The sequence below is a fragment of the Pseudomonas sp. SW-3 genome, from assembly GCF_016615645.1.
GTDB classification, from domain to species: domain Bacteria; phylum Pseudomonadota; class Gammaproteobacteria; order Pseudomonadales; family Pseudomonadaceae; genus Aquipseudomonas; species Aquipseudomonas mandelii.
The window spans coordinates 587,923-613,525 of sequence record NZ_CP067098.1; the positions used below are offsets into that span (position 1 = coordinate 587,923).

General features: G+C 60.6%; 20 protein-coding genes and 2 tRNA genes. 16 read left to right on the forward strand and 6 right to left on the reverse strand.

Annotated elements, in window-relative coordinates; translation table 11 throughout:
• Positions 1-40: 40 nt before the first annotated feature.
• Positions 41-1,072, reverse strand: a complete 1,032-nt coding sequence (gene rsgA / locus JIO00_RS02560; protein WP_010464204.1) for a small ribosomal subunit biogenesis GTPase RsgA — start codon at positions 1,070-1,072, stop codon at positions 41-43.
• A gap of 107 nt (positions 1,073-1,179) precedes the next feature.
• On the opposite strand from rsgA, the gene orn reads away from it, so the two are divergent.
• Positions 1,180-1,722 carry an oligoribonuclease gene (orn, locus tag JIO00_RS02565; RefSeq protein WP_007995036.1) on the forward strand — a complete coding sequence of 181 codons (543 nt, stop codon included), beginning with the start codon at positions 1,180-1,182 and terminating at the stop codon, positions 1,720-1,722.
• 222 nt (positions 1,723-1,944) lie between these two features.
• Entirely contained in the window at positions 1,945-2,556 is a 612-nt protein-coding gene (locus JIO00_RS02570) for a trimeric intracellular cation channel family protein (RefSeq protein WP_007945604.1), read from the forward strand.
• Here JIO00_RS02570 and queG read toward each other — a convergent pair.
• On the reverse strand, positions 2,538-3,617 hold the full coding sequence (gene queG / locus JIO00_RS02575) for a tRNA epoxyqueuosine(34) reductase QueG (protein ID WP_083375176.1): 1,080 nt from the start codon (positions 3,615-3,617) through the stop codon (positions 2,538-2,540). The genes JIO00_RS02570 and queG overlap by 19 nt on opposite strands.
• A gap of 63 nt (positions 3,618-3,680) precedes the next feature.
• On the opposite strand from queG, the gene JIO00_RS02580 reads away from it, so the two are divergent.
• The 12 genes from JIO00_RS02580 to JIO00_RS02635 all read left to right on the forward strand — a co-directional run bounded on the left by JIO00_RS02580 (position 3,681) and on the right by JIO00_RS02635 (position 18,685).
• Positions 3,681-5,180, forward strand: coding sequence for a bifunctional ADP-dependent NAD(P)H-hydrate dehydratase/NAD(P)H-hydrate epimerase (locus tag JIO00_RS02580; protein ID WP_010464202.1), 1,500 nt, complete (start codon positions 3,681-3,683; stop codon positions 5,178-5,180).
• Complete coding sequence (tsaE, locus tag JIO00_RS02585; protein WP_077750238.1) at positions 5,168-5,638, forward strand: tRNA (adenosine(37)-N6)-threonylcarbamoyltransferase complex ATPase subunit type 1 TsaE; 471 nt, start codon at positions 5,168-5,170, stop codon at positions 5,636-5,638. Before JIO00_RS02580 ends, tsaE begins: the two co-directional genes overlap by 13 nt.
• A gap of 48 nt (positions 5,639-5,686) precedes the next feature.
• Positions 5,687-7,066 carry an N-acetylmuramoyl-L-alanine amidase gene (locus JIO00_RS02590; RefSeq protein ID WP_370654465.1) on the forward strand — a complete coding sequence of 460 codons (1,380 nt, stop codon included), beginning with the start codon at positions 5,687-5,689 and terminating at the stop codon, positions 7,064-7,066.
• A gap of 8 nt (positions 7,067-7,074) precedes the next feature.
• Positions 7,075-8,973, forward strand: a complete 1,899-nt coding sequence (mutL, locus tag JIO00_RS02595) for a DNA mismatch repair endonuclease MutL (RefSeq protein WP_200668594.1) — start codon at positions 7,075-7,077, stop codon at positions 8,971-8,973.
• Entirely contained in the window at positions 8,973-9,944 is a 972-nt protein-coding gene (gene miaA, locus JIO00_RS02600; protein WP_010464198.1) for a tRNA (adenosine(37)-N6)-dimethylallyltransferase MiaA, read from the forward strand. Before mutL ends, miaA begins: the two co-directional genes overlap by 1 nt.
• A 94-nt stretch (positions 9,945-10,038) precedes the next feature.
• Positions 10,039-10,299, forward strand: a complete 261-nt coding sequence (gene hfq / locus JIO00_RS02605; protein ID WP_007902656.1) for an RNA chaperone Hfq — start codon at positions 10,039-10,041, stop codon at positions 10,297-10,299.
• 12 nt (positions 10,300-10,311) lie between these two features.
• A complete protein-coding gene (gene hflX / locus JIO00_RS02610; RefSeq protein WP_010464197.1) occupies positions 10,312-11,613 on the forward strand; it encodes a ribosome rescue GTPase HflX in 1,302 nt (433 codons plus the stop codon).
• A 96-nt stretch (positions 11,614-11,709) separates the two neighbouring features.
• Positions 11,710-12,882 (forward strand): FtsH protease activity modulator HflK, encoded by a 1,173-nt coding sequence (gene hflK / locus JIO00_RS02615; RefSeq protein WP_200667565.1) that lies wholly within the window; start codon positions 11,710-11,712, stop codon positions 12,880-12,882.
• Positions 12,882-13,751, forward strand: coding sequence for a protease modulator HflC (hflC, locus tag JIO00_RS02620; protein ID WP_010464195.1), 870 nt, complete (start codon positions 12,882-12,884; stop codon positions 13,749-13,751). Before hflK ends, hflC begins: the two co-directional genes overlap by 1 nt.
• Positions 13,752-14,065: 314 nt before the next feature.
• Positions 14,066-15,253: an ATP phosphoribosyltransferase regulatory subunit gene (locus JIO00_RS02625; protein ID WP_010464194.1), complete on the forward strand. Its 1,188-nt coding sequence runs from the start codon at positions 14,066-14,068 to the stop codon at positions 15,251-15,253.
• A gap of 54 nt (positions 15,254-15,307) precedes the next feature.
• Positions 15,308-16,600 (forward strand): adenylosuccinate synthase, encoded by a 1,293-nt coding sequence (locus tag JIO00_RS02630; protein ID WP_010464193.1) that lies wholly within the window; start codon positions 15,308-15,310, stop codon positions 16,598-16,600.
• Between the two features lie 150 nt (positions 16,601-16,750).
• Positions 16,751-18,685, forward strand: coding sequence for a methyl-accepting chemotaxis protein (locus JIO00_RS02635; RefSeq protein ID WP_172792095.1), 1,935 nt, complete (start codon positions 16,751-16,753; stop codon positions 18,683-18,685).
• Positions 18,686-18,808: 123 nt separating this feature from the next.
• Here the strand turns inward: JIO00_RS02635 and JIO00_RS02640 are convergent, their stop codons facing one another.
• The 4 genes from JIO00_RS02640 to JIO00_RS02655 form a co-directional block, all read right to left on the reverse strand.
• Positions 18,809-20,374, reverse strand: coding sequence for an ABC transporter permease (locus JIO00_RS02640; RefSeq protein WP_200667566.1), 1,566 nt, complete (start codon positions 20,372-20,374; stop codon positions 18,809-18,811).
• Positions 20,374-21,384, reverse strand: coding sequence for an extracellular solute-binding protein (locus tag JIO00_RS02645; protein ID WP_200667568.1), 1,011 nt, complete (start codon positions 21,382-21,384; stop codon positions 20,374-20,376). Before JIO00_RS02645 ends, JIO00_RS02640 begins: the two co-directional genes overlap by 1 nt.
• 218 nt (positions 21,385-21,602) lie before the next feature.
• Positions 21,603-21,689 (reverse strand) — tRNA-Leu (locus JIO00_RS02650).
• A gap of 166 nt (positions 21,690-21,855) precedes the next feature.
• Positions 21,856-21,942 (reverse strand) — tRNA-Leu (locus JIO00_RS02655).
• Positions 21,943-22,168: 226 nt separating this feature from the next.
• Here JIO00_RS02655 and rnr point away from each other — a divergent pair.
• Both rnr and rlmB read left to right on the forward strand, forming a co-directional pair.
• On the forward strand, positions 22,169-24,799 hold the full coding sequence (rnr, locus tag JIO00_RS02660; protein ID WP_010464189.1) for a ribonuclease R: 2,631 nt from the start codon (positions 22,169-22,171) through the stop codon (positions 24,797-24,799).
• Complete coding sequence (rlmB, locus tag JIO00_RS02665) at positions 24,796-25,563, forward strand: 23S rRNA (guanosine(2251)-2'-O)-methyltransferase RlmB (RefSeq protein ID WP_010464188.1); 768 nt, start codon at positions 24,796-24,798, stop codon at positions 25,561-25,563. The genes rnr and rlmB overlap by 4 nt, the downstream gene beginning before the upstream one ends.
• The last annotated feature ends 40 nt before the right edge of the window (positions 25,564-25,603 follow it).

The window sequence follows — 25,603 nt, forward strand, 5'->3', positions numbered from 1 at the left end:
TGGATCATGTTCGTGGCATCACGAACATGATCACGGCTACTTAATAACTGGTTTCGGGCAGGCTGGCGATGATCGAGCGATAGCTGTTCATCCGTTGCTGCTGCACGCGGCCTTCTTCCAGCGCCTTGAGCAGGGCACAACCCGGCTCGCGGTCGTGCTTGCAGTCGCGGAAGCGGCAGGTGCCGATCAAGTCGTTGAACTCGATGAAACCGGCTTCGACGTCGGCACGGCTGACGTGGCCCAGACCGAATTCGCGGATACCCGGGGAGTCGATCAACTCACCGCCACCGGGGAAGTGGAACAACCGCGCGGTCGTGGTGGTGTGGGTGCCCTGGCCGGACAGCTCGGACAGCGGGCCGACACGGGCTTCGACTTCCGGCAGCAGGCTGTTGACCAGCGAGGACTTGCCGACGCCGGACTGGCCGACGAATACGCTGATGCGTCCGTCCAGCTGCTTCTGCAGCTGTTCCATGCCGTTGCCGTGGTGCGCCGAGACCTCCAGCACCGGGTAACCCAGCGTGCGGTAAACCGCCAGCAAGGCATTCAGCGCCGGGGCGTTCTGCTCGTCGATCAGGTCGAACTTGTTGAGCAGCAGCAGCGGACGAATCCCGGCGTGCTCAGCAGCGACCAGGTAACGGTCGATCAGGTTCGCGTGCGGCTCGGGCAGCGGGGCGAAGACGATGACGATCATATCGACGTTGGCCGCAACGGGTTTGAGCTGGCCACGGCTGTCCGGACGGCAAAGTTCGGTTTTACGCGGCAGCTGCGCCACGATTACCCCGATGCCTTGGTTGCCGGCACGCCAGACCACCTGATCACCGGTCACCAGCGCCGGCAGGTTGGCGCGCAAATGGCAGCGGAACACTTCGCCGGCCAGTTCGCCCTCAAGGGCTTCGACTTCGACCTGCACACCGAAGTGCGCGATCACCAGGCCCGTCTGTTCCGGACCCAGGTCGCCGCCCTCAAGTGCCTCGACAGCCGAGGACTCGCGTTTGGCGGCGCGGGCAGCGCGTTCACCTTGGATCTTTTCGATGCGCCAGTTTTGACGACGATTGAGTTGGCGTTTGGCCATGGGTGTTCCGTATCAAGAATGCAGCGATTAGGTAAAACGGCCGCGAGTTTAGCACGCCCGGGCGCCGCCCTAGGCTAAACTGCGCAGCATTGCCTAGGAGCCGACACATGCAAAACCCGCAGAATCTGATCTGGATCGACCTGGAAATGACCGGTCTGAACCCTGATACCGACGTCATCATCGAAATGGCGACCATTGTCACCGACAGTGACCTGAACACCTTGGCCGAAGGGCCGGTGATCGCCATTCACCACAGCGACGAGATCCTCGCCGGCATGGACGAGTGGAACACCCGTCAACACGGCGGCTCGGGCCTGACCCAACGGGTGCGCGACAGCCGCATCAGCATGGCCGAAGCCGAGGCCGAGACCATTGCCTTTCTGGAGAAATGGGTGCCAAAGGGCAAGTCGCCGATCTGTGGCAACAGCATCTGCCAGGACCGTCGCTTCCTTTATACCCACATGAAATCCCTGGAAAGCTACTTCCACTACCGCAACCTCGACGTGTCGACCCTGAAAGAGCTGGCCGCACGCTGGGCACCGGACGTGCGCGACAGCTTCAAGAAAGGCAGCACCCACCTGGCCCTGGACGACATCCGCGAATCCATCGCCGAGTTGCAGCACTACCGCAAGCATTTCATCAAGTTCTGAAGGGTGTCGGGCCTTTGTGGCGAGGGAGCTTGCTCCCGCTCGGCTGCGAAGCAGTCGTAAAACCTGCAAATGCGGTGTGACTGGAAGAATGCCGGGGAGCGCTTCGCGCTCCAGCGGGAGCAAGCTCCCTCGCCACAGGTTGCGTGTAATGCGTTCTCTTGCCCTCTTTTGGTGCCGGGACTAAATGGCTAGACTGCGCGCCTTTCTGCAAGGACCGCCACCATGTTGCTGATGCTCTACCTGATCGCCATCACCGCCGAAGCCATGACCGGTGCCCTGTCCGCTGGTCGTCGCGGCATGGACTGGTTTGGTGTGGTGCTGATCGCCTGCATTACGGCGTTGGGCGGCGGTTCGGTGCGCGACGTGCTGCTCGGTCACTACCCGCTGACGTGGGTTAAACACCCGGAATACCTGGTGCTGACATCGATTGCAGCCATGTTCACGGTTTTCGCTGCGCGCTGGATGCGTCACTTGCGCTCACTGTTTCTGGTGCTCGACGCCGTGGGGCTGGTGGCATTCACCCTGATCGGCTGCATGACCGCCCTGGAAATGGGTCACGGCATGCTGGTGGCCTCGGTCAGCGGCGTGATCACCGGGGTGTTCGGCGGCATCCTGCGCGACATCTTCTGCAACGACATCCCGCTGATCTTCCGCCGCGAACTCTACGCCAGCGTCTCGTTCGCTGCGGCGTGGTGCTACATGCTGTGCATCTACCTGCAATTACCCGGCGAACAGGCGATTTTGATCACGTTGTTTGGCGGTTTCCTGTTGCGGTTGCTGGCGATTCGTTTCCACTGGGAAATGCCGAAATTCGTTTATAACGACGAAGCCTGACGCTCGGCGTGTTGTTTCAGCGCCCACTCGACGTGTTCCCGCACCAGCTCCGACGGATAGTCGCGCCGCGCTTTCAACGCTTCCAGCACCGGAATGCTCGAGGGTGCGTTCCCTAGCCCCACGGCGAGGTTACGCAACCAACGCTCGTAACCGGCACGGCGCAATGGTGAGCCTTCGGTGCTGCTGAGGAACCTGTCCTCATCCCACATGAACAGTTCGGCCAGTTCGGCGTTGTCCAGGTTATGCCGTGGCTTGAAGTCGCTTTCGCCGGACGGGCGAGCGAAGCGGTTCCACGGGCAGACAATCTGGCAGTCATCGCAACCGAACACCCGGTTGCCGATCAACGGGCGCAAGTCTTCAGGGATCGCGCTTTTCAGTTCGATGGTCAGGTAAGAAATGCAGCGCCGGGCGTCCAGCACATAGGGGCCGACGAAGGCGTTGGTCGGGCAAATGTCCAGGCACGCAGTGCAGCGCCCGCAATGTTCGGTGCTGTGCGGTGGATCGACCGGCAGCGGCAGATCGACAAAGAGTTCGCTGAGAAAGAAGTAACTGCCGGCCTTGCGATTCAACACCAGGGTGTTTTTGCCGATCCAGCCCAGGCCGGCCTTTTCTGCAATGGCCTTTTCCAGCACCGGCGCGCTGTCGACGAAGGCGCGGTAGCCGAACGGCCCGATGACCGCCTGAATTTTTTCTGCCAGTTGTTGCACACGTTTACGGATCAATTTGTGGTAATCGCGGCCCAAGGCATAACGCGATACGTAGGCTTTTTCCGGTTGGGCCAGCAATTGCGCCATTTGGGTATCGCCGGGCAGGTAGTCCATGCGCAGGGAAACTACGCGCAACGTACCGGGGACAAGCTCTTCGGGATGCGAGCGTTTGCTGCCGTGGGCGCCCATGTAATCCATTTCGCCGTGGTAGCCGGCCGCCAGCCAGCGCTCCAGGTGCTGCTCATGCTCGGCCAGGTCGAGGCCGCTGATGCCGACTTGCTGAAAGCCCAGCTCGCGGCCCCAGTCCTTGATGGATTGGGCGAGGGCGGGCAGGTCTGTAGTAATAGCGGGCATGAGGCGAGAGAAACCGGAGCTGAGGTGCGTATAATTCTGCCAGACATCGGAGCCCGAAGACGCATGCCGCACACTAAAGATGATTTACCCGACGCGCTGTACAGCGCCGCGCACGTGCGAGCCCTCGATGCGAATCTGATCGCGGCCGGCACGCCGGGCTTCGAATTGATGCAGCGTGCAGCGCGAGCGACCTGGCGTGGACTCGTCCGTCAGTGGCCGTCGGCGAATGAATTGACCGTCGTGGCCGGTCGCGGCAATAACGCCGGTGACGGTTATCTGGTGGCGGTGCTGGCGCGACGTGCCGGTTGGCATGTCCGGGTCTTGGCGGCTGGCGATCCCCAGCGTTTGCAGGGGGACGCGGCGCTGGCCCATGCCGAGGCGGTGTCCGAGGGCATTGCGGTTCAAGCCTTCACTGCGCAGTCGGAATTGCGTGGAATTGTGCTCGACGCCTTGCTCGGTACCGGTTTGACCGGCGAAGTGCGAGAGCCCTTCGCCAGCGCGATCACCGCAATCAACGCCAGTGGACTGCCGGTGGCGGCGGTGGATATCCCTTCGGGTTTGTGCGCCGATACGGGGCGCATATTGGGCACGGCTGTCCGAGCTGATCTGACCGTGACCTACATTGCCTTGAAGGTGGGATTGTTCACGGGTGACGCGGCGGATGTGGTCGGCGAGCTGGTGTTCAACGATCTGCAAGCCAGCGCCGAGTCGTTTAACGGGGTCGACATTGATGCACGGCGCCTGACAGCCGGTAATTTGCCGCGTCTGGCAGGCCGCGCGCCAACCGCCCATAAAGGCAAGTTCGGTCACGTCTTGCTGATCGGCGGTGATCGTGGCTTCGGCGGTGCCATTCTACTGAGCGCGCAGAGCGCTTTGCGCAGTGGTGCGGGCATGGTGTCCGTGGCCACACGCAGTGAACATGTGCCTGCGGCGTTGGCGAGAATTCCTGAAGCGATGGTGTTGGGCACTTCCTCGGCCAATCAACTGATGGGGCTGCTGCAAAAGGTTTCCGTGTTGGTGGTCGGCCCGGGCCTGGGTCAGGCTGCCTGGGGGCGCAGTCTTTTGTCGGCGGCGGCCAACGCGCCGTTGCCGCAAGTCTGGGATGCCGATGCGTTGAATTTGCTGGCTTCAAACCATGTGAGCTTGCCCAAGGACTGCGTGATCACGCCGCATCCGGGTGAAGCGGCGCGGTTGCTGGGGATCAGCACCGCCGAAGTCCAGGCTGATCGCCCGGCGGCAGCTCATGCATTGAGCAAAAAATATACAGCTGTTGTGATTCTTAAAGGCGCCGGCAGTCTGATCGCCAGCCCCGACGGGCGCCTGGCGTTGTCTCATCAAGGGCATCCGGCCATGGCCACCGCGGGTTTGGGTGATGTGCTGGCCGGTCTGGTCGGCGCGTTGCTGGCCCAGGGCATGGACGCGTTCAACGCTGCTTGTCTGGCGGTCTGGCTGCACGCCAATGCCGGCGAGCAACAAGGTAAATCGGGCCGCGGGCTGGCGGCCAGTGATCTGATCCCAGCCATTCGTCAGTTGTTGGAGGAGCAAGCACCGTGTCTGAAGTAACCCTGTACCTGGCCGATGAAGAGGCGATGACCGCATTTGGCGCACGCATCGCACAAACCACCCAAGGGCACGGTCTGATTTTTCTGGAAGGCGATCTGGGGGCGGGGAAAACCACGCTGTCACGGGGCATTATCCGTGGCCTGGGGCATGTGGGGGCGGTAAAAAGTCCGACGTTCACCCTGGTCGAGCCTTACGAAATCGGCGACATCCGGGCCTTCCATTTCGACCTCTATCGACTGGTTGATCCGGAAGAACTGGAGTACCTCGGTATCCGCGACTACTTCGAAGACGACGCGCTGTGCCTGATCGAATGGCCCCAGAAGGGTGCAGGCTTTTTGCCAAAGCCCGACCTGACCATTACCATTAGCCCGCAAGACAGCGGGCGTTCGCTGAAAATTTTGTCCCAGGGCTCGCGCGGCGAGTCGTGGTGTGCCGCTTTGGCATTGGAATCCAATTAAATGATGGGGTCAGGTATGCGCTTTCGCGCGATGGTAGCTGCCGTAGGGATGTTGTTTTTGGCGGTGACCGTCGACGCTGTGGCCGAGACTAAGGTCAACAGCGTTCGCCTGTGGCGGGCGCCGGATAACACACGGTTGGTGTTCGACCTGACCGGGCCGGTGCAACACAGCGTTTTCACCCTGACCTCCCCGGATCGGCTGGTGATCGACATCAATGGCGCCTCCCTTGGCTCGCCGCTGAACGTCAACACCTCGAACACCCCGATTACCGCCATGCGCTCGGCCCAACGCACGCCGACCGATTTGCGGGTGGTCATCGACCTGAAAAAAGCTGTTACGCCAAAAAGCTTCACCCTGGCGCCAAATGCCCAGTACGGCAATCGACTGGTGGTCGACCTGTTCGATAACGCCGCCGATGCCGCGCCAATACCGGCGCCGACCAATGTCGCGACGGTGGCGCCGGTGCCGGTCACGCCGGTAGAGCCTCCGGTGAAGCTGCCGCCTGCGCCTGCCGGCAAACGCGACATCATCGTGGTGATCGACGCCGGCCACGGCGGCGAAGACCCGGGTGCCTCGGGGTCTCGCGGTCAGCGTGAAAAAGACGTGGTGCTGGCCATCGCCCGCGAATTGCAACGCCAGGTCAACGGCATGAAAGGCTTCCGCGCCGAACTGACCCGTACCGGCGACTACTTCATTCCATTGCGCGGCCGTACCGAAATCGCCCGCAAGAAAGGCGCCGACCTGTTCGTCTCGATCCACGCCGATGCCGCCCCTTCGGCTGCGGCGTTCGGTGCGTCGGTGTTTGCCCTGTCTGATCGCGGCGCCACCTCGGAGACGGCCCGTTGGCTGGCCGATAGCGAAAACCGTTCCGACTTGATCGGCGGTGCCGGCAACGTCAGCCTCGACGACAAGGACCGCATGCTCGCGGGCGTGCTCCTCGATCTGTCGATGACGGCTTCCCTGACGTCCAGCCTGAACGTTGGTCAAAAAGTCTTGAGCAACATCGGTCGCGTCACGCCGCTGCACAAACAGCGCGTGGAGCAGGCCGGGTTCATGGTGTTGAAGTCGCCGGACATCCCGTCGATCCTGGTCGAAACCGGGTTCATCTCCAACGCCAACGAAGCGTCCAAACTGGCTGCCGCGAACCACCAGCAGGCGCTGGCCCGTTCGATCAGCAGTGGCGTGCGCCAGTTCTTCCAGCAGAACCCGCCGCCGGGCACCTACATCGCCTGGCTGCGTGATTCCGGCAAGATCGCTCAAGGCCCACGTGACCACCGGGTAAACCCGGGTGAGACGCTGGCGATGATTGCCGTGCGTTACCAAGTGTCTCCGGCCACATTACGCAGCGCCAATAACCTGAAAAGCGACGAGCTGAAAATCGGTCAGACCCTGACCATTCCCGGCACAGAACTGGCGTCCAAAGAATGAATCAGGTGTTGACCCATGCGGCTCGCATCGAGCTGCTCAGCCCGCGACTGGCGAACCAGATTGCCGCCGGTGAGGTGGTTGAACGCCCGGCGTCGGTGATCAAGGAGTTGCTGGAGAACAGCCTCGACTCCGGCGCCCGGCGCATCGATGTCGATGTGGAGCAGGGTGGCGTCAAGCTGTTGCGGGTGCGCGATGACGGCAGCGGCATTTCGGCCGATGACCTGCCGCTGGCCCTGGCGCGACACGCCACCAGCAAGATTCGCAACCTGGAAGACCTCGAGCAGGTCATGAGCTTCGGGTTTCGCGGTGAAGCCCTCGCCTCGATCAGCTCCGTGGCGCGTCTGACCCTGACGTCCCGGACCAAGGATGCCGACCAGGCCTGGCAGGTCGAGACCGAAGGCCGGGACATGGCCCCCCGGGTTCAACCCGCTGCCCACCCGGTGGGCACCTCGGTTGAAGTGCGCGATCTGTTCTTCAACACCCCGGCGCGGCGCAAATTCCTCAAGACTGAAAAAACCGAATTCGATCACCTGCAAGAAGTGATCAAGCGTCTGGCGCTGGCGCGTTTCGACGTGGCGTTTCATTTGCGTCACAACGGCAAAACCATCCTCAGCCTGCACGAAGCCCATGACGACGCGGCCCGTGCGCGGCGAGTGGCAGCGATTTGCGGTTCAGGTTTCCTGGAACAGGCGCTGCCGATCGAAATCGAACGCAATGGCCTGCATTTGTGGGGTTGGGTCGGGTTGCCGACGTTCAACCGCAGCCAGGCGGACTTGCAGTATTTTTTTGTGAACGGCCGTGCCGTGCGCGACAAACTGGTGGCCCACGCGGTACGCCAGGCGTATCGCGACGTGCTGTTCAATGGTCGGCACCCGACGTTCGTGCTGTTTTTCGAGGTCGATCCGGCCGGTGTCGACGTCAACGTGCACCCGACCAAACACGAAGTGCGCTTCCGTGACGGGCGTATGGTCCACGACTTTCTCTACGGCACCTTGCACCGCGCCTTGGGCGATGTGCGACCGGATGATCATCTGGCTGCGCCGGTGGCGACGGCGATCGTTCGGCCGACCGGTATCGATGCGGGCGAGTTCGGTCCCCAAGGCGAAATGCGCCTGGCGGCCAATGCCCTGCTGGAGCAACCTCAGGCGCAGCCGTCGTTCAATACGACGGCAGGCTCGGGCGCTGGCGCCGGTTTTCAGTATCAATACACGCCGCGTCCTCAGTCCGGCGTGCCAGCGGCTGAGGCCCAAGCGGCGTACCGGGAGTTTTTTGCACCTTTGCCAGAGGCAAATGCCGTCGCGCTCCCGGCCGGTCAGGATGATATTCCTCCATTGGGCTATGCATTGGCGCAGCTCAAAGGTATCTACATTCTCTCGGAAAACGCCCAAGGCCTAGTGCTGGTGGACATGCACGCCGCCCACGAACGGATCATGTACGAGCGCCTGAAAATCGCGATGGCCAGCGAAGGCCTGAGCGGCCAGCCGCTGTTGGTGCCGGAATCGTTGGCGGTTAGCGAGCGCGAAGGCGATTGCGCCGAAGAAAACGTCGCGTGGTTCCAGCGTCTGGGCTTCGAGTTGCAGCGACTCGGCCCGGAAACACTGGCGATCCGGCAGATTCCAGCCTTGCTCAAGCAAGCTGAAGCGAATCGATTGGTGAGTGATGTGTTGGCCGATCTGATGGAATACGGCACCAGCGACCGTATCCAGGCGCACCTCAACGAACTGCTTGGCACCATGGCCTGCCACGGCGCGATTCGGGCAAACCGGCGTCTGGCGCTGCCGGAAATGAACGGTCTGCTGCGGGACATGGAAAACACCGAGCGCAGCGGTCAATGCAACCATGGCCGACCGACCTGGACCCAATTGGGCCTGGACGATCTGGACAAACTGTTCTTGCGCGGTCGTTGATGAGCCAACTCCCACCTGCGATTTTCCTGATGGGCCCGACCGCAGCGGGCAAGACTGATCTGGCCATCGAACTCACCAAAGTGCTGCCTTGCGAGCTGATCAGTGTCGATTCGGCGCTGGTCTACCGCGGCATGGACATCGGCACCGCCAAGCCTTCGAAAGAGATTCTGGCCGAGTTTCCGCACCGTTTGATCGATATTCTTGACCCGGCCGAGAGCTATTCGGCGGCGGATTTTCGCCGTGATGCGCTGGAGGCGATGGCCGAGATCACTTCGCGCGGCAAAATTCCGCTGCTTGTAGGCGGCACGATGCTCTACTACAAGGCTTTGGTCGAAGGACTGGCAGAAATGCCGGCGGCAGATCCCGAGGTTCGTGCGCAGATCGAAGAAGAGGCTGCACGCCTTGGCTGGCAAGCCCTGCACGAACAATTGGCGCTCGTAGATCCGGTTTCGGCGGCGCGAATTCATCCGAACGATCCGCAGCGACTCAGTCGAGCGCTGGAAGTTTATCGCGTCAGCGGTCAGAGCATGACCGAGCTGCGGCTGAGACAAAGTGCGCAAAGTACTGAAGCAGCCGCTTCGGGACTGCAACAATTGCCCTATACTGTCGCGAACTTGGCCATTGCTCCGGCAAATCGCCAGGTACTGCACGAGCGAATTAAACAAAGATTCACAGTTATGTTGGAACAGGGATTCATTGACGAGGTCGTAGCCCTGCGTAAGCGAAGTGACCTGCATTCCGGGTTGCCGTCTATACGTGCGGTAGGCTACCGACAAGTCTGGGACTACCTGGATGGCAAGCTGACCCAAGCCGAGATGCAGGAGCGTGGAATCATTGCCACGCGCCAATTGGCAAAGCGTCAGTTCACCTGGCTGCGCAGCTGGGCTGATTTACACTGGTTGGACAGCCTGGATTGCGACAATCTGCCGCGCGCCTTGAAATACCTGGGGACCATCTCCATATTGAGCTGAGTCCTTGCAATTGCCGTCTATCCTTGGGGGTGTGACGGCCACAAGCCATCTGTTTACCTATTTTTTATATTGAATCCTTAAAGGAGTGCGGCACATGTCAAAAGGGCATTCGCTACAAGACCCTTACTTGAATACTTTACGTAAAGAGAAAGTTGGGGTGTCCATCTACCTGGTGAACGGGATCAAACTGCAAGGCACGATCGAGTCTTTCGACCAGTTCGTTATCCTGCTGAAAAACACCGTCAGCCAGATGGTTTACAAACACGCTATCTCTACAGTGGTGCCGGTTCGTCCAATTCGTCTGCCTAGCGCAACCGAATCCGAAGCAGGTGACGCTGAGCCAGGTAACGCCTGATAGGAGTCTCCTTTGTTCTTTGAGCGCCACGGTGGTGGTGAGCGAGTGATCCTCGTTCACTTGGATGGACAGGACCCTGAGGCGCGCGAAGATCCGCAGGAGTTTCAGGAGTTGGCTAATTCGGCTGGCGCCGAGACCGTTGCGTTTTTTAACGTGCCGCGTCATCGGCCAACCGCCAAATTCCTGATTGGCAGCGGCAAGGTCGAGGAACTTCGCGACCTGGTCCATGCCGAGAAGGCAGATCTCGTGATCTTCAATCACATCCTCACGCCCAGTCAGGAACGTAACCTCGAACGTGTTTTCGAGTGTCGCGTGATCGACCGCACGGGTCTGATTCTCGATATTTTCGCCCAGCGCGCCCGTACCCATGAAGGCAAGCTCCAGGTAGAACTGGCCCAGCTTGACCACATGAGCACCCGGCTGGTTCGTGGCTGGACTCACCTTGAGCGTCAAGGTGGCGGTATCGGCATGCGTGGCCCGGGTGAAACCCAGCTGGAAACCGACCGCCGTTTGCTGCGGGTACGCCTGCGACAGATCAAGGGCCGACTGGAAAAAGTACGCAGTCAGCGCGAGCAGTCGCGACGCGGCCGTTCGCGTGCGGATATTCCTACCGTGTCCCTTGTGGGCTATACCAACGCCGGCAAATCCACGCTCTTCAATAACGTGACGAAATCCGACGTGTACGCGGCTGACCAGTTGTTTGCCACGCTGGACCCGACCTTGCGCCGTCTGGAGCTCGACGACCTGGGGCCGATTGTCCTGGCCGATACGGTGGGTTTCATACGCCACTTGCCCCACAAACTGGTTGAGGCATTTCGGTCTACGCTCGAAGAGTCGAGCAACTCAGACCTGCTGTTGCACGTGATCGATGCGGCCGAGCCGGATCGCATGTTGCAGATCGAGCAGGTGATGGTGGTGCTGGGCGAGATCGGTGCCCAGGACTTGCCGATCCTCGAGGTCTATAACAAACTCGATTTGCTTGAAGGCGTTGAGCCACAAATCCAGCGCGACGAAAACGGCAAGCCCCAACGGGTCTGGCTGTCGGCGCGTGATGGCAGTGGTCTGGAATTGCTTGAGCAAGCCATTGCCGAGTTGCTGGGCGGTGATTTGTTTGTTGGCACCTTGCGCTTGCCGCAACGTTTTGCTCGACTGCGTGCGCAGTTTTTCGAACTCGGTGCGGTGCAGAAAGAAGAACACGACGAAGAAGGCATCAGCCTGCTGGCCGTTCGCTTGCCACGGGTTGAGTTGAATCGACTGGTGAGTCGCGAAGGTCTGCAACCGATGGAATTCATCGAACAACACACTTTGCAATAAAAGCCTGAAAAAGCGGTTGTGCCGCGGTGACAGGCATTCTGTAGCATTGGTCGGCGCGCCGTGGGTGCGTCTTTGCTTTATCAGATGGAGAGCGCTATGGCTTGGAATGAGCCGGGTGGCAACTCGAATAATCAGGATCCTTGGGGTGGCAAGCGCCGCAATAACGGCGACCGCAAGGGACCACCGGATCTCGACGAGGCCTTCCGAAAGCTGCAGGAAAGCCTGAACGGGTTGTTCGGTGGTGGTAAGAAACGCGGTGATGACGGCGGTGGTTCGGGCAAGAGTGGCGGCTTCGGCGGCCTGCTCGGCATCGGCCTGGTCGTGTTGGCGGCCGTATGGCTGTACAGCGCGGTCTACGTAGTCGACGAGCAGGAGCAAGCCGTGGTGCTGCGCTTCGGCAAGTACTACGAAACCGTCGGCCCGGGCCTGAACATCTACTTCCCGCCGATCGATCGCAAGTACCTGGAAAACGTCACGCGTGAGCGTGCCTATACCAAGCAGGGTCAAATGCTCACTGAAGACGAGAACATCGTCGAAGTGCCGCTGACCGTGCAGTACAAGATCAGCAACCTGCAGGACTTCGTGCTGAACGTCGATGCGCCGGAAATCAGCCTGCAGCACGCGACCGAAAGTGCCTTGCGCCATGTGGTGGGTTCCACCGCGATGGACCAGGTGCTGACCGAAGGTCGTGAGTTGATGGCCAGCGAAATCAAGGAGCGTCTGCAACGCTTCATGGATACCTATCGCACCGGTATCACCATCACTCAGGTGAACGTACAGAGCGCAGCGGCACCGCGCGAAGTACAGGAAGCCTTCGATGACGTGATCCGTGCCCGTGAAGACGAGCAGCGTTCGCGCAACCAGGCTGAAACCTACGCCAACGGCGTCGTGCCGGAAGCCCGTGGTCAGGCCCAGCGTATCCTCGAAGATGCCAACGGCTACCGTGACGAAACCGTCTCGCGCGCCAAGGGTGAGGCTGATCGCTTCACCAAACTGGTGAGCGAGTACCGCAAGGCCCCTGAAGTCACCCGCGAGCGTCTGTACCTGGACACCATGCAGGAAGTCTTCACCAATACCAGCAAGGTCCTCGTGACCGGCAACAAGAATGGCCAGAGCAATCTGCTGTACTTACCGCTGGACAAGATGGTCGAAAGTGGTCGCAACACCAGCACTCCGGTGACCGGTGCGGCAGCCACCAGCAATGAAGCGAATCCGCGTGCGGCAGCTGATCTGCAGCAACAGCAAGCACGTACCAGGGAGAGTCGCTGATGAGCAATAAATCGCTGATCGCCCTTATTGTCGGCGTCGTCGTGGCCATCGCTGCCTGGAACTGCTTCTACATCGTGGCTCAGACCGAGCGTGCGGTGCTGCTGCAGTTCGGTCGGGTGGTCCAGGCCGATGTTCAGCCGGGCCTGCATGTGAAAGTGCCTTACGTTAACCAGGTGCGCAAATTCGACGCACGCCTGATGACGCTGGATGCACCGACGCAACGCTTCCTGACGCTGGAAAAGAAAGCCGTGATGGTCGATGCCTACGCCAAGTGGCGCGTGAAAGATGCCGAGCGCTTCTACACCGCGACTTCCGGCCTCAAGCAGATTGCCGATGAGCGTCTTTCCCGTCGTCTGGAGTCGGGCCTGCGTGACCAGTTCGGTAAGCGTACGCTGCACGAAGTGGTGTCCGGTGAGCGTGATGCGCTGATGTCCGACATCACTGCCTCACTGAACAAGATGGCGGAAAAAGAGCTGGGTATCGAAGTTGTCGATGTCCGGGTCAAGGCCATCGATCTGCCGAAAGAAGTAAACCGCAGTGTGTTCGAGCGTATGAGCTCCGAGCGTGAGCGTGAAGCTCGCGAGCACCGCGCCAAGGGTAACGAGCTGGCAGAAGGCATTCGTGCCGACGCCGATCGTCAACGCCGTGTGCTGCTGGCTGAAGCCTATCGTGAATCTGAAGAGGTTCGCGGTGATGGTGATGCCCAGGCCGCTGCGATCTACTCCAAGGCCTACGGCCAGGATCAGGAGTTCTACGGTTTCTACCGTAGCCTGCGCGCCTACCGTGAAAGCTTCGCGAACAAATCCGACGTCATGGTCCTGGACCCAAGCAGCGACTTCTTCCGTTACCTGGAAAAAGCCAAGCCTTGATACGACGTTGACCTGAATCATCCCCCGCCTGGCGGCTAAAGCCTCGGGCGGGGTGATCCTTTGGGAAAACGTGTGTATGATGCGGCAGCCGGGAAATTCCCGGCTTTTTTGCGTCTGCACGTTTGATTGCTGTTTTTAGCGGGCGCCCGAGTTGAATGACTCGACAGGTTTTTCGAGGAAAGTGGTTGGCGAAGCCGGTTTCAGGCTTTTCGCCACGTTGTTTATGCGCGTGGTTTGCACATGCGCCGACCATTTTCTGCTTCACTCAAGGCTCGCCCAACGGCTGGCCGCCCGGATCATAGGGGAATGGCGTAATGGCAACGGTAGACCGCTGGCTGCTGCCAGATGGCATCGAAGAAGTACTGCCACCAGAGGCGGCGCGCATTGAAGTTGCGCGTCGTCAGGTGTTGGATCTGTTCCAGAGCTGGGGTTACGAGTTTGTCGTGACTCCCCATATCGAGTACCTGGAATCCCTGCTGACCGGCGCGGGCTCGGACCTCGATCTGCGGACCTTCAAGGTCATCGACCCGCAATCGGGCCGGCAGATGGGTTTCCGTGCCGACATCACGCCGCAAGTGGCGCGCATCGATGCGCACACCCTGCGCCGTGAAGGCCCGAGCCGCCTGTGCTATGCCGGCAGCGTGCTGCATGCCCAGCCGCGCGCCCTGTCGTCCTCACGCAGCCCGATCCAGCTGGGCGCCGAGTTGTATGGCGATGCCAGCCCGAGCAGCGACGTGGAAGTCATCAGCCTGATGCTGGCCATGCTGCAACTGGCCGATGTGCCGGATGTGCACATGGACCTCGGTCATGTCGGCATCTACCGCGGCCTGGCCCGTGCGGCCGGTCTGTCTGGCGAAGTTGAACAGCAGTTGTTCGATGCGTTGCAACGCAAGGCCATCGACGAGGTCATTACCTTGACCGAAGGCTTGCCTGCCGATCTGTCGGGCATGTTGCGCGCGTTGGTCGATCTGTGTGGCGGCCGTGAAGTATTGAGCGCTGCTCGCGAGCGTCTGGCGCATGCGCCAGCGCCGGTTCTGGCGGCGCTGGACGATTTGCTGGCGATTGCCGAGCGTCTGTCCACGCGTTTCCCGGAGTTACCGCTTTATTTCGACCTGGGCGAGTTGCGCGGCTACCACTACCACACCGGTGTGGTGTTCGCGGTGTTCGTACCGGGTGTTGGCCAGTCCATTGCCCAGGGCGGTCGTTACGACGACATCGGCGCCGACTTCGGTCGCGCTCGTCCGGCAACCGGCTTCTCCACCGATTTGAAAACCCTGGTGACCCTGGGGCGTGCTGAGATCAAGCTACCGTCTGGCGGTATCTGGATGCCTGACAGTACGGATGCGGCACTCTGGCAGCAGGTTTGTCAGTTGCGCAGTGAGGGTCAGCGTGTCGTTCAGGCGTTGCCTGGACAACCTTTGGCCGCCGCCCGTGAAGCGGACTGCGACCGGCAATTGATTCAGCAGAACGGGCTTTGGCAAGTATCGCCACTGGCTTCTTGAGTTTTCCTGTCGGCTGCGGCCGGCACCAAGTTTGCGCGAATGAGGACAAGTGTTATGGGTAAGAATGTCGTAGTCCTGGGCACCCAATGGGGTGATGAGGGCAAAGGCAAGATCGTTGATCTGCTGACCGAACATGCTGCCGCCGTAGTGCGCTACCAGGGTGGCCACAACGCGGGTCACACCCTGGTGATCGACGGCGAAAAAACCGTCTTGCACCTGATTCCGTCGGGCGTTTTGCGCGAAGGCGTGCAGTGCCTGATCGGCAACGGCGTGGTGGTTGCACCCGACGCTCTGCTGCGGGAAATCATCAAGCTGGAAGAGAAAGGCGTACCGGTGCGTGAGCGCCTGCGTATCAGCCCGTCCTGCCCGCTGATCCTGTCCTACCACGTCGCGCTGGACCAGGCCCGTGAAAAGGCCCGTGGCGAGCTGAAGATCGGTACCACCGGTCGCGGCATCGGCCCGGCTTATGAAGACAAGGTTGCACGTCGCGGTCTGCGCATCGGTGACCTGTTCCACCGTGAGCGTTTCGCCGCCAAGCTGGGTGAGTTGCTGGATTACCACAACTTCGTCCTGGTCAATTACTACAAAGAGCCTGCGATCGACTTCCAGAAAACACTCGACGAGTGCATGGAATACGCCGAGCTGCTGAAGCCGATGATGCTCGACGTCACCGCCGAGCTGCACGAGTTGCGTCGCGCTGGCAAAGACATCATGTTCGAAGGCGCCCAAGGCTCCCTGCTGGACATCGACCACGGTACCTACCCGTACGTCACCAGCTCCAACACCACCGCGGGCGGCATCGCTACCGGTTCGGGTTTTGGTCCGATGTACCTGGATTACATCCTGGGCATCACCAAGGCGTACACCACCCGCGTGGGTTCGGGTCCGTTTCCGACTGAGCTGTTCGACGACGTGGGTGCATTCCTGGCCAAGCGTGGCCACGAGTTCGGCGCTACCACCGGTCGTGCCCGTCGTTGCGGCTGGTTCGATGCCGTCATCCTGCGTCGCGCTATCGACGTCAACAGCATCTCGGGCCTGTGCCTGACCAAGCTGGACGTGCTGGACGGTCTGGAAACCATCAACATCTGTGTTGGCTACAAGAACCAGGATGGTGCAGTGATCGACGCGCCGACTGACGCCGACAGCTACATCGGCCTGGAGCCGGTGTACGAAGAGATGCCAGGCTGGACCGAATCCACCGTCGGTGCCAAGACGCTGGAAGAGCTGCCGCAAGCTGCTCGCAACTACATCAAGCGCGTCGAAGAGTTGGTCGGTGCGCCGATTGACATTATTTCGACGGGCCCGGACCGCAACGAAACCATCGTTTTGCGTCACCCGTTCGCTTAATAAGTTGTTGATGTAGAAAGCAAAGGGCCCTTGATTGGGCCCTTTGTCATTTATACCTGCCGGACGGCATGACCTTTGCTGTGATGTTGAATAAAAGCATCGCTTCCAGTGCGCCATCAATTTAATGGCGCCAAAGCAGAGGGATTCCAAGTGTCGGCCGTTCTCTCATTGTTACAAAGCCGTTTGTTGCGGCCTGTGTTCGTTACCCTTGGTATCGCCCTTTTGGTGCAGGTGCTGGTGGCTGTTGCTCTGACTCGGAGCACGGTGACTGCGCTTGAGGCTGATCTTGGTGTGCGTCTGGGTGTCGACAGCCAAAAACTGTCTGGAGAGCTTGAGCAGGCGGGGCGTGAAGTCACGTCGAGCCTGGACAACCTCTCTACCAGCACCCGTCAGCGACTCACCGCCGGCTTGTCGACTCGCTTGAAAGACGAGCAGGTGCAATTGCGTGCGACGTTGGAAAAGGATCTCAAGGATTCGGCCAACGACATGGCGCAACTGCTGGCCTCGGTCGCTCCGCGCGCCATGTGGGACAGCGACGTTCCAACCCTGTCCGAATTTGCCCGTCGAGCCCAGCGCAATCCCAACGTGTTGTTCGTGGTGTATGACGACGCGACGGGTCAACACCTGACGCGCTACCTCAACCGCGAAAACCCGATCAACAAGGCGCTGCTGGAGAAAGGCCAGGGCGAGCGTGCGCTGGACAAAGTGCTGGACGCGGCGAAGAACGATCCATCGGTCTACTACCTCGAAGCATCGATCAACCCCAACGGCGTGGAAATCGGCAAGGTCTTGATGGGTGTCTCGACCGCCTCGGTGGAAACTGATCTGGCGGCCCTGGATAAACGTTTTGCGGCGCTGATCGCCAGCGGAGATCAACTGGTTGGCGACAGCCTCAAAGGCGCGGCCGCCGACAGCGCCACGGCGATGCGTGCGCGTCTGACGTCTGCGCAGGCTACGGCCTCTGAAATGAAAGCCAACACCACCAGCACCGTGCAGGAAGCGGCGTCGACATTGCGCTGGCGCATCGGGATGTTCCTGGCGCTGGTCGGTTGCGGTGTGCTGCTGTTGCTCGCGGTGGTGCTGGGCCGTCGCGTGGTCAATCGCTTGAAAATGCTCATCGCCGCCATGGATGACCTGGCGGCGGGTGAGGGCGACCTGACCAAGCGCGTGCAGATCAATAGCAAAGATGAAATCGGCGATATGGCCGCGGCGGTCAACCGCTTTGTGGATAAGTTGCAGCCGATCGTGCGCGAAGCGGGCGATGTGGCCCAGCGTACCGGTGTGGAAATCGGCGCCATGACCCTGCGCAATGCCGGAGCTGATGCGGCGGCGGGCATGCAGCGTGATGAAGTGGCTGAGAGCCTGCGCGCGTTGTCGCAGATGGCCGATGAAGCCCAGTCGGAAAGCCACGCCATGCAGGCTGCGTTGCAGCAAGTGGTGGACATTCGTTCGGCCACCGATGAGAACACTCGAACTTCGGCGAAGGTCGGCAGCCTGATCGAGGCGTTGGCCGGGCAGGTCGATACCGGGGCGAAAGTCATCGAGCGTCTGGCGCAGCAGAGCGAGCAGATTGAAGTGGTGCTGACGGTGATTCACGGGATCGCCGAGCAAACCAACCTGCTGGCACTGAACGCCGCCATCGAAGCGGCGCGTGCCGGCGAAACCGGTCGCGGCTTTGCGGTGGTGGCGGACGAAGTCCGGGCGTTGGCGAGCAAGACTCAAAGCTCCACCGGCGACATCCAGGCGCACATCGTGGCCTTGCAGCAAGGGGCGCGTGAAGCGGTGGCAGCGATCGGCCAGGCCGGGCGTCAGGCCAATGAAGGTTTGCTGGTATTGCGTGACAGCGCACGGTTGCAGCAATCGGTGCAGGCATCGGTCGAGCAGGTGCATGCGGCGATTGGTCTGGCGACCCAGGCAGCGGCGCATCAGGCGCAAGGTGCGCAGGCGGTGCGCGGTCGGGTTGAGACGATTCATGCGCAAGCTGAGAAAGCGGCTCAGGCGGTGGTGGAAACCACGGCCAGCGGCAAGGTGCTGGATGGGTTGGCGGCGCAGCTGAAGGCAAGCCTGGGGCAGTTCAGGGCGTAAGACTTGTATTGGTTGAGCTGACGTCATCGCGAGCAGGCTCACTTCCACGGGATTGTGGGTGGGCACAGAATTTGTGACCACCTCAGATCAAATGTGGGAGTGAGCCTGCTCGCGATGGCGATCTCAACGGCTCAAATACATCCGGGTTGTTAACAGGTAAACCGGCAGCCCCGACACCAGAATCAACAACGCCGCATAAGGCGCCGCTGCCGCGAACTCCACGTTCGCGGTATGCGCCCAAACCTCCGTCGCCAGCGTATTGAGCCCGGTCGGACTCAACAGCAGCGTCGCCGTCAGCTCCTTCATCGCATCCAGAAACACCAGCGCAAACGCTGCACCCAGTGCTGGAAAGATGATCGGCAGCGTCACCCGGCAAAACGCACTGAAAGACGATGCCCCCAGCGTGCGTGCCGCCTCTTCCAGTTGCGGCGCGGCCTTGTTCAGCGCCGTGCGAATCGGTGCCTGCGCCAATGGCAAAAACAGTAGCGCATAAGCGATCAGCAGCAGTGCCGAAGTCTGGTACAGCACCGGCACGTAATGCAGGGCGAAATACACCAGCGTCAGCGCAATCACCAAGCCTGGCAGCGCGTGCAGCAGATAGGGCAAGCGCTCGGCCCAGATCGCCAGCCGGCCTTTGTGCCGCACCACCAGCAATCCCACCGGCACCGCCAGCACCAGGCACAGTGCAGCGCCACCCAGCGACAGCGCCAGGGACGACAGTAGCGCCTCGCTGATTGCTGCCACCGGGAATGCTGCCGACGAACCTACCGCCAGCCAGTACGCCAGCATCCCCAGCGGAATGCCACTGCCGATGATTGCCAATGCCAGGCAGTAAACCTGTCCGGCAACCGTCCACGGCCCCAGTCGAACCTGTTCCGCCTGCCGCGCTGCGCCCTGGCCGGTGCGCACGTGCCGGCCTTTGCCGCGTACTCGCAACTCAAGCCACAACAGCACCAGGCACAGCGCCAGAAGCACCGCCGACAGCATCGCCGCGTTGGCGTTGCTGAATTCCAGTTCGAACTGCTGATAAATCGCGGTGGTAAAGGTTTGCAGGCCGATGATCGACAGGGCGCCGAACTCCACCAGCATGTGCAGGGCAATCAACAGCGAACCTGCAAGCAGGGACGGCCAAAGCAGGGGGAGGGTGATCCTGAAAAACACGCCCCACCGATTCTGTCCCAGCGTGCGGGCTGACTCTTCCAGGGACGGATCGAGGTTGCGCAGGGTTGCTGCAACGGGCAGAAAGATCAGCGGGTACTTGGACAGGGTCATCACCAGGATCGCCCCGCCCAGGCCTTCGAAATGCGCGCTCAGGGATACCCAGGTAAAACTGCTGACGAACGCCGGCACGGCGAACGGCAAGCACAGGATAACGCCCCACACACGCCGTCCCGGCAGATTGCTGCGTTCCAGCAGCCAGGCAAGGGACAAACCGATCACGCCGCAGGCGACGGTCACGCCGATCATCAGCGCCAATGTATTGCGCAGCAGCCCGAACACATAAGGCCGCCACAGCAAATGCAGCGCCTCGGCCCAGCCGGCCTGCCAGGTCTTGAGCCCGACATACACCAGCGGCAAAAGGCTGAGCACCACCAGCAGCAAAACCGGCAGCACCAGCCAGATCGACGGCCGCTTGCGCCGTGGCACGTAACCCCCGCGCGAGGCGGGGGCGGATAACGATGCGCTCATCAGTTCAAGCCAACGTCACGTTCCAGGTCCAGGGCTTCTTCGGCGTTGCCGAGGTCGGCCGGGGTGACTTTCGGTGCCTCCAGTTCGCTGAACGGCTTGAGACCGCGATCCGATTCCATGCCTTTGTGCAGCGGGTATTCGGCGGTGGTCTGGGTGATCACGCGCTGACCTTCTTCGCTGGCCATGTAGGCGAGAAATTGCTGGGCTTCTTTTGGATGCTTGGTGGATTTCAGCACGGCGGCGCTGGAAACAGTGATCAAGCCGCCGACGTCGCCGCCGGTGAAGTAATGCAGTTTCGAGTCGAGCTGGCCTTTTTCCCGTTGCAAGGCGAACCAGTAGTAGTTGTTCACCAGTACGGTGGCGACTTCGCCGTTTTCCACCGCTTTCAGCGCAACCATGTTGTTGCTGTAAGTCTTGCCGAACGCGCGCAGGCCGGTCAGCCATTCTTCGGCCGCGTCCATGCCATGCACTTTGATGATTGCCACGGCCTGTTCCTGGAACGCGCCGCTGGTAGGCACGAAACCGACCTTGCCTTGCCATTTCGGATCGGAGAATTCCATCACCGACTTGGGCAGGTCTTTTTCATCGATCAGTTTCGGGTTGAAAGCGACCACGCGGACCCGGGCGGTGATGCCGATCCAGGTGCCATTACCGGCGACGTAGTCTTTCGGCAGAACGGCGAGGGTGGCGGCGTCGGTCTGGGCCAGAAGGCCCTGTTCGCCGAGTTTGTTCAGCGGAGGCGATTCTTCTGTGTAGATCACATCGGCGGGAGAGCGGTCGCCTTCTTCGACGACCTGGCTGGCGAGCTGATTGCTACTGCCTTTGCGCACGTTGACGTGAATGCCGGTCTTGGCCTCGAAGGCTTTGGCGATGGTGTCGCCGACTTCCTTGTGTTGGCCGTTGTAGAGGGTCAGGGAAACTGGATCAGCAGCCTGGATGAGGGGAGTGGCGAGTGCCAGGCCGAGCAGGGTGAAGGTCAGGCCGCGGCGCAGGGTATTTCGAAACATCATTCGCAGGGTTCCTCACTGTCGCATTGCAAAAACTTGAAACAATGATAAACGATATTGTTTCTCAAGTGCGCCTTGCGGGGCGCAGAGGGTTTTGCTAGAGGGGTGCGATCTCTGTGGCGAGGGAGGAGTAATGGTTTGGAGTTTTTGAATGCCAGAAACGCAAAAACCCGCTTTCGCGGGTTTCTGTGAAATCCAAGATCGAAACCTTGAATTTGAATTGGTGCCCAGAAGAAGACTCGAACTTCCACGACCTTGCGGTCACCAGCACCTGAAGCTGGCGTGTCTACCAATTTCACCATCTGGGCATAATCTTCAGCGTCGCCGCTGTTGATGTGGCGCACTATACGGAGAGCGTTTTGATCTGTAAACCCCTGATTTAGATTTAATAAATCAGATGTTTAGAATGCAAAAAACCCGCTTTCGCGGGTTTTTGTGTGAGCCTTGAAATTGATCTAATCTCAAGCTCGTAATTGGTGCCCAGAAGAAGACTCGAACTTCCACGACCTTGCGGTCACCAGCACCTGAAGCTGGCGTGTCTACCAATTTCACCATCTGGGCAGTATCGGCAACGCTAGTGCGTCGTCGATGGCGCGCACTATACGGAGCGTCTTTTTAACTGTAAACCCCTGGCATCAAAAAAACCTGGAAAATTTTACCAGCGGCATTTAAATCAGCTTTGCGCTGTCGATATAAGGCTTTAGATAGGCTGTCGCAGCCTGAAATTTCCCGTTTCATTACGCCTATGCCAAACTAACCCGCATATAGACAAGGTGAAAACTCTCTAATGGCCGATTGGCAGTCCCTCGATCCCGAGGCCGCTCGTGAAGCGGAAAAATATGAAAACCCTATTCCTAGCCGCGAACTGATCCTTCAGCACCTTGCTGATCGGGGTTCGCCTGCTAACCGCGAGCAGTTGGTGGAAGAGTTTGGTCTGACCACGGAAGACCAGATCGAAGCCCTGCGTCGCCGCCTGCGCGCCATGGAGCGCGACGCTCAACTGATCTATACCCGTCGCGGCACCTATGCGCCTGTGGATAAGCTCGACCTGATCCTGGGCCGCATCAGCGGTCACCGTGACGGCTTCGGCTTCCTGGTCCCGGACGACGGCAGCGATGACCTGTTCATGAGCCCGGCGCAAATGCGCCTGGTGTTCGATGGTGACCGAGCCCTGGCCCGTGTGTCTGGCCTCGACCGTCGCGGTCGTCGCGAAGGCATGATCGTCGAAGTGGTGTCCCGTGCCCACGAGACCATCGTCGGTCGCTACTTCGAAGAAGGCGGTATCGGCTTCGTGGTGGCGGACAATCCGAAGATCCAGCAAGAAGTGCTGGTCACTCCGGGTCGTAACGCCAACGCGCAGATCGGTCAATTCGTCGAAGTGAAGATCACGCACTGGCCGACCCCGCGCTTCCAGCCGCAAGGCGACGTGGTCGAGGTCGTGGGCAACTACATGGCGCCGGGCATGGAAATCGACGTTGCCCTGCGCACCTACGATATTCCTCACGTCTGGCCTGAGGCGGTGCTCAAAGAAGCCGCCAAGCTCAAGCCTGAAGTTGAAGAGAAAGACAAAGAGAAGCGCATCGACCTGCGTCATCTGCCGTTCGTGACCATCGACGGTGAAGATGCGCGCGACTTCGATGACGCGGTTTACTGCGAAGCCAAGCCTGGCAAGCTGCGCCTGTTCTCCGGCGGCTGGAAGTTGTACGTGGCGATTGCCGACGTTTCCAGCTACGTGAAGATCGGTTCGGCACTGGATAACGAATCCCAGGTTCGCGGCAACTCGGTGTACTTCCCCGAGCGCGTCGTGCCGATGCTGCCGGAGCAGCTGTCCAACGGCCTGTGCTCGCTGAACCCGCACGTCGATCGCCTGGCCATGGTTTGCGAGATGACCATCTCCAAAACCGGCGAGATGACCGACTACTGCTTCTATGAAGCGGTGATTCACTCCCACGCCCGCCTGACCTACAACAAGGTCAGCGCGATGCTGGAAACGCCGAAACTCACAGAAGCGCGTCAGCTGCGTGGCGAGTACACCGACGTCCTGCCACACCTCAAGCAGCTTTACGCACTGTACAAAGTGCTGCTGGCTGCTCGTCACGTGCGTGGCGCGATCGATTTCGAAACGCAGGAAACCCGGATCATTTTCGGTACCGAGCGCAAGATTGCCGAAATCCGTCCGACCGTGCGTAACGATGCGCACAAGCTGATCGAGGAATGCATGCTGGCGGCCAACGTGGCCACCGCCGAATTCCTGAAAAAGCACGAAATCCCTGCGCTGTATCGCGTCCACGACGGTCCGCCACCGGAGCGTCTGGAAAAACTGCGCGCCTTCCTCGGCGAGCTCGGCCTGTCCTTGCACAAAGGCAAGGACGGCCCGTCGCCGAAGGATTACCAGGCCTTGCTGGCCAGCATCAAGGACCGTCCGGATTTCCACTTGATCCAGACCGTCATGCTGCGCTCGTTGAGCCAGGCGGTGTACAGCGCCGATAACCAGGGCCACTTCGGCCTGAATTACGAAGCCTATACCCACTTCACCTCGCCGATCCGCCGCTACCCGGACTTGCTCACGCACCGGGCGATCCGCAGCGTCATCCATTCCAAGCAGAACACCCCGCACGTTCGCCGTGCCGGCGCGATGACTATTCCGAAAGCGCGCATCTATCCATACGACGAAGCGGCGCTGGAGCAGCTCGGCGAGCAATGCTCGATGAGCGAACGCCGTGCCGACGAAGCCACCCGCGACGTGGTGAACTGGCTCAAGTGCGAGTTCATGAAAGACCGTGTGGGCGAATCGTTCCCGGGTGTGATCACCGCAGTGACCGGTTTTGGTCTGTTCGTCGAGCTGACCGACATCTACGTCGAAGGCCTGGTGCACGTCACCGCGCTGCCGGGCGATTACTACCACTTCGACCCTGTGCACCACCGCCTCGCCGGTGAGCGTACCGGTCGCAGCTTCCGCCTTGGCGACACCGTTGAAGTGCGCGTGATGCGCGTTGACCTCGACGAACGCAAGATCGACTTCGAGATGGCGGAAAAAACCATCAGCGCGCCGATCGGCCGCAAAAAGCGCGGAACTGAAAAGACCGAGCCAGCCGCCAAGACATCGGCCAAAACCGCAGCAGAACCGGCACCGGCTAAAACCGGTCGTCGTCCTGCCAAGGAAAAGGCTGTCGAAGCCTATCGCCCAAGCGATGCCGCGGCGAAAAATGCCGAGTTGCGTAAAAGCCGTGAATTGAAACAGGCGTTACTGTCTGAAGCAAAAAGCGGCGGTAAAGCGGCGTCTGGGGGAAAGACCGGACGGTCGGCGCCTGACAAGGCCCCCGGCAGCAAGCCAAGCAAACACCGTAAAGGCCCGCCGAAAGCGGGTTCGGCCCCAGCCAAAAGCGGCGGTGCGCGTAAACCTAAGGCCAAGTCATGAGTAATTTGGAAAAGATCTACGGCGTGCACGCTGTAGAAGCATTGCTGCGTCACCACCCGAAACGCGTCAAGCAAATCTGGCTGGCTGAAGGCCGCAGTGATCCGCGGGTTCAGACACTGATCGCCCTGGCTGCGGAAAATCGCGTGGCCGTCGGCCAGGCCGAGCGCCGTGAGCTGGATGCCTGGGTTGAGGGCGTGCACCAGGGCGTCGTGGCGGATGTGAGCCCGAGCCAGGTCTGGGGCGAAGCGATGCTCGACGAGTTGCTCGATCGCACCGAAGGCGCGCCGCTGCTGCTGGTGCTCGACGGCGTGACCGATCCGCACAACCTGGGCGCTTGCCTGCGTTCGGCCGATGCGGCCGGTGCGCTGGCGGTGATCGTGCCGAAGGACAAGTCAGCCACCCTGACCCCGACGGTACGGAAGGTGGCTTGTGGTGCGGCGGAAGTGATTCCGTTGGTCGCCGTGACCAACCTGGCGCGAACCCTGGAAAAACTCAAGCAGCGTGGCTTGTGGGTTGTCGGTACGGCGGGCGAGGCTGAACAGAGTCTGTATCAGCAAGACATGACCGGCCCGACCATCCTGATCATGGGCGCGGAAGGCAGTGGCATGCGTCGCCTGACTCGCGATCTTTGCGACTACCTGGTGCATCTGCCGATGACGGGCAGCGTCAGCAGCCTCAACGTGTCTGTGGCGACTGGCGTTTGCCTGTTCGAGGCCCAGCGCCAGCGCAGCGTCAAAGCTGCGGCGGGCGGCAAGAAGTCTTAAGCCGGTTGTAATCCCTGTGGGAGCGAGCCTGCTCGCGAAA

Bases quoted from the DNA above. Each gene is read 5' to 3' on its own strand.
- rsgA (WP_010464204.1), bottom strand. From the start codon at position 1,072: ATGGCCAAACGCCAACTCAATCGTCGTCAAAACTGGCGCATCGAAAAG.
- orn (WP_007995036.1), top strand. From the start codon at position 1,180: ATGCAAAACCCGCAGAATCTGATCTGGATCGACCTGGAAATGACCGGT.
- JIO00_RS02570 (WP_007945604.1), top strand. From the start codon at position 1,945: ATGTTGCTGATGCTCTACCTGATCGCCATCACCGCCGAAGCCATGACC.
- queG (WP_083375176.1), bottom strand. From the start codon at position 3,617: ATGCCCGCTATTACTACAGACCTGCCCGCCCTCGCCCAATCCATCAAG.
- JIO00_RS02580 (WP_010464202.1), top strand. From the start codon at position 3,681: ATGCCGCACACTAAAGATGATTTACCCGACGCGCTGTACAGCGCCGCG.
- JIO00_RS02590 (WP_370654465.1), top strand. From the start codon at position 5,687: ATGTTGTTTTTGGCGGTGACCGTCGACGCTGTGGCCGAGACTAAGGTC.
- miaA (WP_010464198.1), top strand. From the start codon at position 8,973: ATGAGCCAACTCCCACCTGCGATTTTCCTGATGGGCCCGACCGCAGCG.
- hfq (WP_007902656.1), top strand. From the start codon at position 10,039: ATGTCAAAAGGGCATTCGCTACAAGACCCTTACTTGAATACTTTACGT.
- hflK (WP_200667565.1), top strand. From the start codon at position 11,710: ATGGCTTGGAATGAGCCGGGTGGCAACTCGAATAATCAGGATCCTTGG.
- hflC (WP_010464195.1), top strand. From the start codon at position 12,882: ATGAGCAATAAATCGCTGATCGCCCTTATTGTCGGCGTCGTCGTGGCC.
- JIO00_RS02625 (WP_010464194.1), top strand. From the start codon at position 14,066: ATGGCAACGGTAGACCGCTGGCTGCTGCCAGATGGCATCGAAGAAGTA.
- JIO00_RS02630 (WP_010464193.1), top strand. From the start codon at position 15,308: ATGGGTAAGAATGTCGTAGTCCTGGGCACCCAATGGGGTGATGAGGGC.
- JIO00_RS02640 (WP_200667566.1), bottom strand. From the start codon at position 20,374: ATGAGCGCATCGTTATCCGCCCCCGCCTCGCGCGGGGGTTACGTGCCA.
- JIO00_RS02645 (WP_200667568.1), bottom strand. From the start codon at position 21,384: ATGATGTTTCGAAATACCCTGCGCCGCGGCCTGACCTTCACCCTGCTC.
- rnr (WP_010464189.1), top strand. From the start codon at position 22,169: ATGGCCGATTGGCAGTCCCTCGATCCCGAGGCCGCTCGTGAAGCGGAA.
- rlmB (WP_010464188.1), top strand. From the start codon at position 24,796: ATGAGTAATTTGGAAAAGATCTACGGCGTGCACGCTGTAGAAGCATTG.